The sequence below is a fragment of the Ruegeria sp. BHSA162 genome (assembly GCF_059613385.1).
The window spans coordinates 1-6,645 of the sequence record NZ_JBXWSK010000120.1; the positions used below are offsets into that span (position 1 = coordinate 1).

Here is a 6,645-nt window from a genome sequence, read left to right on the forward strand (position 1 = left end):
CCCGCCCGAAGATCCGTTCACCGGCTCCGCCACCGGCGCAATGGCGGCTTACCTGTGGAAATACGGGCTGATGCCGAAAGACAGCTTTATCGCCGAACAGGGCCACGACATGGGCCGTCCCGGCCAGGCGACCGTAACGCGGGTCGGGCCAGCGGATGCGATGACGGGCATCAAGGTTGCCGGGCGCGGGTTCGTCCTGATGCGCGGACAGGCTGATCTGCCGGATGTGCTGCCATGACAGAACCCGCCATCGCGATCCTGCCCTATGGGCACCGCTTGGGGCCGAAACTGGCCTCGGTTCCGCTAGCAGATCTGAATTGGCCGCTGGGTTGCCCCGAGCGCCTGTCAGGAAAGACCGTTGGTGACCTCGCGCCCTCCGACCACCTGATCATGTATCCCAATTCGACCGTGCATCTGCGCCTGCGACGCGGCACGCGGGCTCGGATATCGCTGATGATGGGCGAGCCATCGGCCATACATGGCAAGCACGATCGGATGTTGCGCTGGACCTGGCGGCGATTTTTTCGGGTGTTCACCTTTCACGACGTATTGCTGAACAGCCTGCCCAACGCGGTTTTCCTGCCCTACGGCGTGACCCAAGTTCCCGAGTGGCAGGATCGGAGCGTCGTAAAGACGCGGTCATGTTCGCTGATCGCGTCGGCGAAGCGCGATCTGGAGGGGCACCAGCTGAGGCACAGGCTGATCGATTGGGCCCGCGACACAGGCGCTGACATCGACATCATGGGCCGCGGCTATCAGCCGTTCGAGAACAAGTCAGACGGGTTGGCACCTTATCGTTATTCGGTCGTCATCGAAAACGTGCGCGAGAGGAACTACTTCTCGGAGAAGCTGATCGACGCCGTTCTGTGTTCGACAGTCCCGATCTATTGGGGGTGCCCCAATATCGGAGACTTCCTCGATACCAAGGGGATGATCCTGTGCGAAACCGAGGCGGACATCCAGCAGGCCGTGCAAAAGCTGTCGGTGGAAGACTATGAAAAACGCCTGCCGCATCTGCGGGCGATGCAGCCGCAGGCCGCCATCTATGGAGAGTTCGAACTAAGGGCCGCCGAGGCCCTGCGGGATCAGCTTTCAGCAGGCTGACTGTGCCGAACGCGCACTTTGGCTGTGCCGGCGTGGGTCAGTGCCGCGAGACACGTTCAAGGTAATCGATCGCGTCCTGCAATTCCTCAAGAATGTCGTACCAGCCATCCACGTCATTCAGCCGGCGGAACTCGGCTTTGACCGAGTCGTGGTGCATCATGTCCTTGGCCTCTTTGAGACTGTCGCGCGCCGAGTCTGGCTCCATGTTGCCGGCAGCGGTCTTGGCCGCATCGATGACCTCAAGGATCTGACGAAGACGGGTCGTGCCGGGCGTCGGCGGAACCGGTGGTACTACAAGCCCCAAAGGGTGATCCTGGGGCGGCGGCTGCAGTGTTTCCAGCGCCTTTTGAATCTTGGCTTTGATCTTGTCGCATTCCTTCACCCAATCCGCGTAGGTGCGGATCGATTTCAGAAGGTCCAGCAGCCAGTCTATGGGGATAAATGGTGTCAGGCCCCCTGCCATAGCCGGCGAAGCCATCAACTCCGGAAGTTGCAACCGGGAAAACTGGGCGATCTTGTAGTCGGCAATTACCGCTGCGCGGTTGTCTCCCGCAAACATGGCTCCGCCATCGTCGGTATTTTTCTGAGTTGCCATATGTTCACCCTCCCAAAGATTGCAGACAAATTATGTCTGCGCAAAATATGCGAAATAGTAGCATTTTTTGGATGAAACGTCGAACGACCGCCAATCTTCGCGGATGGAAGGGGGGTGTTCAAAGCAGTGTTCTGGAAATGAATGACCCCCGGAGATGCCTCCGGGGGTCAGTGTTGACAGCAACTAGCTGTGGCTCAGGATCCGGCAATCAATCCCATGCTTTCCAGCTTCAGCAGAACCTGATGGGCACAGTTGTCCACGTCCACATTCTCGGTCTCGACGCGCAGTTCCGGGTTTTCCGGCACGTCGTAAGGGTCCGAAATACCAGTGAACTCTTTGATCTTGCCTTCACGCGCCAGCTTGTACAGGCCCTTGCGGTCGCGGCGCTCGCATTCCTCGATGCTGGTGGCCACGTGAACTTCGCAGAACGCGCCGAACTGCTCGATCTCCTCGCGCACGGCGCGGCGGGTGGTGGCGTAGGGCGCGATCGGGGCACAGATGGCGATGCCGCCGTTCTTGGTGATCTCGGAGGCCACATATCCGATGCGGCGGATGTTCAGGTCCCTGTGTTCCTTCGAGAAGCCCAGTTCCGAGCTGAGGTTCTTGCGGACAATGTCACCGTCCAGCAACGTGACGGGACGGCCGCCCATCTCCATCAGCTTGACCATCAGTGCGTTGGCTATGGTCGATTTGCCCGAGCCCGAGAATCCGGTGAAGAAGACGGTAAAGCCCTGCTGGCTGCGCGGCGGATAGCGGCGGCGCAGTTGCTCGACCACCTCGGGGAACGAGAACCACTCGGGGATCTCAAGCCCCTCGCGCAGACGGCGGCGCAGTTCGGTGCCCGAGATGTTCAGGATCGTGACGTTGTCGCGGTCCTCGATCTCGTCCGCGGGTTCGTACTGGGCGCGTTCCTGCACATAGACCATGTGTTTGAAATCGACCATCTCGATGCCGATCTCGTCCTGGAATTTGCGGAACAGGTCCTGGGCGTCATAGGGGCCGTAGAAATCCTCACCCTGGCTGTTCTTGCCGGGGCCGGCATGGTCGCGGCCGACGATGAAGTGGGTGCAGCCGTGGTTTTTGCGGATCAGGCCGTGCCAGACCGCTTCGCGCGGGCCGGCCATGCGCATCGCCAGGTTCAGCAGGCTCATGGTGGTGGTCGAGGCCGGGTATTTGTCCAGCACCGCCTCATAGCAGCGAACGCGGGTAAAGTGATCAACATCACCGGGCTTGGTCATGCCCACAACCGGGTGGATCAGCAGGTTGGCCTGCGCCTCACGCGCGGCGCGGAAGGTCAGTTCCTGGTGTGCGCGGTGCAGCGGGTTGCGGGTCTGAAAAGCCACGATGCGGCGCCAACCCACCTTGCGGAAATAAGCGCGCAACTCGTTCGGGGTGTCGCGGCGCGCCTTGAAATCATAATGCACCGGCGGCTGGATGCCGGTCACGGGGCCACCCAGATAAACCTTGCCTGCCACGTTGTGCAGGTAGTTCACGGCCGGATGCGCATCATCATCGGCACCGAACACCTTCTCGGCCTCACGCGATTTGTCCGGGGTCCAGCGGTCGGTAACGGTCATGGTCGCCAGGATCACGCCTTCCTGGTCGCGCAGCGCAATGTCCTGACCCAGTTCGATCTGATCGGCGAAATCTTCGTTCACATCCAGTGTGATCGGCATCGGCCAAAGGCTTCCGTCGGCCAAGCGCATGTTTTCGACGACGCTGTCATAGTCTTCCTGACCCAAAAAGCCTTTGAGCGGGTTGAACCCGCCATTCATCAGCAATTCCAGATCACAGATCTGGCGCGGGGTCAGGTCCCAGCTGGTCAGGTCGGCGGCTTCGACTTTCAGCTTTTGGGCGGATTCATAGGAAACATACAGTTCTGGGATCGGAGCCAGGTTACTCAACATCGTCATCGCAATACTCTTGAGGCAGTGTGGTCAGTCAGTGATTCAGGTGCATTTCCGGGCCATGTGCCCCGGTCGTCAGTCGAAGTCCATATACATTCATGAAACAAAGGAGGATATGCGCGGTTTTTCCCCGGAATGGAAGGTTTTTCCGGGCCCGAACCGAAAAAGCGACGAAAATCCCACCGGATGGGGACAATATCGTCAACCGGCGGCGATCTGTTCTGGTGAGGTCAGAAGTTGGTCCAGATCCAGAGCGCGCTCGACGGGCAGGGCAGGGACGGGCTCGGTTACGCCCCGCAGCTGGAACAGACGCAGGTCAAGGCCATCGATCTCAAACCCGGCCGCGCGCAGCACGGCTTCCGAGACCAAAAGCTCGGCCCCGAGCGCCTTGGTTTCTCCTTCCAGCCGACTGGCGACGTTCACGGCGTCACCGATGATGGTCCGCGCGGCGTGGCCGGCAGCGCCGATCTCTCCCAACACAAGGTCGCCCAGGTGCAGGCCCATGCCGATGCGGATCTCGGGGCTGTTTTCCTGGGACAGCTGCTGGTTGAACTGCGCAAGCGCATGACTGATTTCGATCGCAGCTTTCAGGGCAGAACGGGCCGAGCTGGACGTGTCGGGTGTTTCGAACACGGCCAAAAGGCCATCGCCCATGTATTTGTCGACGACCCCGCCGTCTGCGGTAATGGCTGGAACAATGGCGTCAAAGAACCGGTTCAGCAGGAACACGATGTCATAGGGCAGTTGCCCCGTTGTGCGCGCGGTAAACCCGCGCATGTCCAGAAAAAGCACGGCCAGTTTTCGCTCTTGCCCCTGGCTGGCATGCGCCCGCTGGCGTCCACCATCCGGCCGGAAAACACGGAAAACCGTCAAGGGGCTAGAGGGGCGGACCTGGCAGGCAAGGCGCGTGCGCTGTGTGGCCCCCACGGCTTTCAGGCTGCGGGCTTCGACCTCGCTGGGCGGTGGCAGTGACTCGGCGCCATCCTCGACGATGACGCGGCAAGTGGTGCAGCGCCCCCGGCCGCCGCACAGTGCAGTATGCGGAATACCGTTGGCTTGTGACATCTCAAGCAGCGTCATGCCTTTCTCTGAGGTCACTTCTGGCCCATCGACATATCTGACGCGCACCGAGTGTCGTCTGCGCCAAAGCTTGCCTCCGAAATGGAACGCAAGAGCTGCAGCAAGCGCGATCCAGAAGGCCATCAAGGCGTTGTCCTTGACGCTGAACAAAACCTGGAACTCTTCGGGGCCGGGCCAGTTGTAATGCTCGATATACTGTTCGCGTAGATCCGGATCCGCAAAATCCATCCAGATGCGCCGCCCTTCGGTCAGCAAACCGGCCAGGGCAAAGCTTGGGATGAAGACGGCAACTCCGATCAGATAGGGTACGGTTTGGCGCCACCACGAGGTCAGTCGCAGCCAGATATGCAGTCCGATGCACCCGTGTATCCAGACGATCAGCATCAGCAGGCTTTGCATCCAGATGGCCGAGTTTGGCCACATCAGAATGATGATGTACCCCATCTCGTCGTTCACGTCGAAAACCTGATGCGCATAGCGTGTTTGGACGATGTGCGAGATCAGTTGCAGCGGAATGAGAAGGCCAAGAACGATCTGCAGGCCCGTATGAAAAGGCATTCGCAGGGTTCGGCGCTGGGCGATCGACACCAATGCCAGACCTGCATGTACGATCAGGGCAAGATACAGGACAGCGCTGCCAATCGAATGGCGCGTGACCGTTTTCCGAGAGTCCTGCATGTCATGCAGGTAGTCGGTGTGAAACAGCCCCAGCCCGATATTGATGAAGTGGAAGAAAGCAAAGGCAAACAGCACAAGACCACTGATGATCCTGAGACGGGTCGCCCAACTGCCCTGCCAAAGGGGGGTGTTCAAAAGATCACCTGAAATCTGCCGCGCTCGGGGCAAGTCTGCGTTGCCGCGCAGTGCGGGTCAAGGTGCCAGAGGAGGGCGGGACGCAGCGCCGAAGGCGCTGCGCGTCGCGGTCATTCCTGTTCGGCAAGGAACCGTTCGGCATCCAACGCCGCCATGCAGCCCATTCCGGCCGAGGTCACGGCCTGCCGGTACACATGGTCGGTCAAGTCGCCCGCCGCGAACACGCCGGGGATCGAGGTCTGCGTGGTGCCCGGCTTGGTTTTGACATAGCCGCCCATATGGGTTTCCAGCACGTCCTTGACCAGTTCGTTGGCCGGGGCGTGGCCGATGGCGACGAACACGCCCTTGCAGGGGATCTCGGTGATTTCGCCCGTCTTGACGTTCTTCACCCGCACGCCCTCGACGCCCAGCGGGTTATCGGTGCCGATCACTTCCGCCAGCTGGTGGAACCACAGCGGCTCGATCTTGTCGTTCTTGAACAGGCGGTCCTGAAGGATCTTCTCGGCCCGCAGCTCGTCCCGCCGGTGGATCAGCGTGACCTTGCTGGCGAAATTGGTCAGGAACAGCGCTTCTTCCACGGCGGTGTTGCCGCCGCCGATCACCACGATCTCCTGTCCGCGATAGAAAAACCCGTCACAGGTGGCGCAGGCCGACACGCCGAAGCCCTTGAATTTCTCTTCCGACGGCAGCCCCAGCCATTTGGCGCGTGCGCCTGTCGCCAGGATGACCGCGTCCGCAGTGTAGACGGTGCCGCTGTCGCCCTTGGCGGTGAAAGGACGCTTGGACAGGTCCAGGTCGTTGATGATGTCGCCGATCACCTCGCAACCCATGGCCTTGGCGTGATCCTGCATGCGCACCATCAGGTCGGGGCCTTGAACTTCGGTGTCGCCAGGCCAGTTTTCGACCTCGGTGGTGGTGGTCAGCTGGCCGCCCGGTTCGATGCCCTGCACCAGAATCGGGTTCAACATCGCGCGGCTGGCATAGACGCCCGCAGTGTATCCGGCAGGCCCCGATCCGATGATCAGAACCTTGGTGTGTCGTGTCTCGGCCATGGAACCCCCACTCGATTATTGCCTGAGCGCCGTCGTGGGCGCCGGGCTTCGATATAGCGACAGCATGGGTCGGCTTAAAGCCCCTTCGTCTCAC

The 6,645-nt window shown here is 60.7% G+C and carries 6 protein-coding genes; 2 read left to right on the forward strand and 4 right to left on the reverse strand.

Annotated elements, in window-relative coordinates; genetic code table 11:
- Positions 1 to 238 (forward strand): PhzF family phenazine biosynthesis protein (locus AC2FM5_RS18805; RefSeq protein ID WP_496737437.1); only part of this gene is annotated, 238 nt, incomplete at its 5' end.
- Positions 235 to 1,104, forward strand: a complete 870-nt coding sequence (locus AC2FM5_RS18810; protein ID WP_496737439.1) for a hypothetical protein — start codon at positions 235 to 237, stop codon at positions 1,102 to 1,104. The genes AC2FM5_RS18805 and AC2FM5_RS18810, both read left to right, overlap by 4 nt.
- A 37-nt stretch (positions 1,105 to 1,141) precedes the next feature.
- Here the strand turns inward: AC2FM5_RS18810 and AC2FM5_RS18815 are convergent, their stop codons facing one another.
- From AC2FM5_RS18815 to trxB, 4 genes are all read right to left on the reverse strand, one after another.
- The gene (locus AC2FM5_RS18815) at positions 1,142 to 1,699 is read right to left on the reverse strand and encodes a hypothetical protein (protein ID WP_496737441.1); all 558 of its coding nucleotides are present in this window, start codon (positions 1,697 to 1,699) and stop codon (positions 1,142 to 1,144) included.
- 194 nt (positions 1,700 to 1,893) lie between these two features.
- Positions 1,894 to 3,612 (reverse strand): bifunctional sulfate adenylyltransferase/adenylylsulfate kinase, encoded by a 1,719-nt coding sequence (locus AC2FM5_RS18820; RefSeq protein WP_170390900.1) that lies wholly within the window; start codon positions 3,610 to 3,612, stop codon positions 1,894 to 1,896.
- 195 nt (positions 3,613 to 3,807) lie between these two features.
- Positions 3,808 to 5,499, reverse strand: coding sequence for an adenylate/guanylate cyclase domain-containing protein (locus AC2FM5_RS18825; protein WP_496737444.1), 1,692 nt, complete (start codon positions 5,497 to 5,499; stop codon positions 3,808 to 3,810).
- Between the two features lie 110 nt (positions 5,500 to 5,609).
- Positions 5,610 to 6,551 carry a thioredoxin-disulfide reductase gene (gene trxB / locus AC2FM5_RS18830; RefSeq protein ID WP_170357142.1) on the reverse strand — a complete coding sequence of 314 codons (942 nt, stop codon included), beginning with the start codon at positions 6,549 to 6,551 and terminating at the stop codon, positions 5,610 to 5,612.
- Positions 6,552 to 6,645: the final 94 nt, after the last annotated feature.